This window comes from Burkholderia sp. BCC0322 (assembly GCF_902833045.1).
Lineage (GTDB): Bacteria > Pseudomonadota > Gammaproteobacteria > Burkholderiales > Burkholderiaceae > Burkholderia.
In genome coordinates this window covers 1-304 of the sequence record NZ_CADFDU010000061.1, presented here as the reverse complement: position 1 = coordinate 304, position 304 = coordinate 1, and the positions used below count along the sequence as shown (strand labels likewise).

The 304-nt window shown below is 73.0% G+C and carries 1 pseudogene; it reads left to right on the top strand.

Annotated elements, in window-relative coordinates:
- Positions 1-110: 110 nt before the first annotated feature.
- A pseudogene (locus HWX39_RS35885) lies at positions 111-304 on the top strand (hypothetical protein); the annotation flags it as partial.

The window sequence follows — 304 nt, the reverse complement described above, 5'->3', positions numbered from 1 at the left end:
CGCGGCGCGCTGAAGGAGCTCACGCGCACGCTGCAGTCGCTGAACGCGCTCGCCGACTACCTCGAGCGTCACCCCGAATCGCTGCTCAAGGGCAAGCCAGGAGATCAACCATGACCACACGCGTGAACGGTTTCGCGAGCGGCGCGGCGGCGGCTGTCGCCGCCCTCGCGCTCGCCGCGTGCAGCTCGCCGCCCGCGCGGTTCTACACGCTCAGCCCGGCCGATGCCGCAGCGCCGCTGCGCACCGCGCCGGCCAACCCGGCGTTCCTGATCGAGGTGCCGTCCGTCGGCGTGCCCGAGCAGGT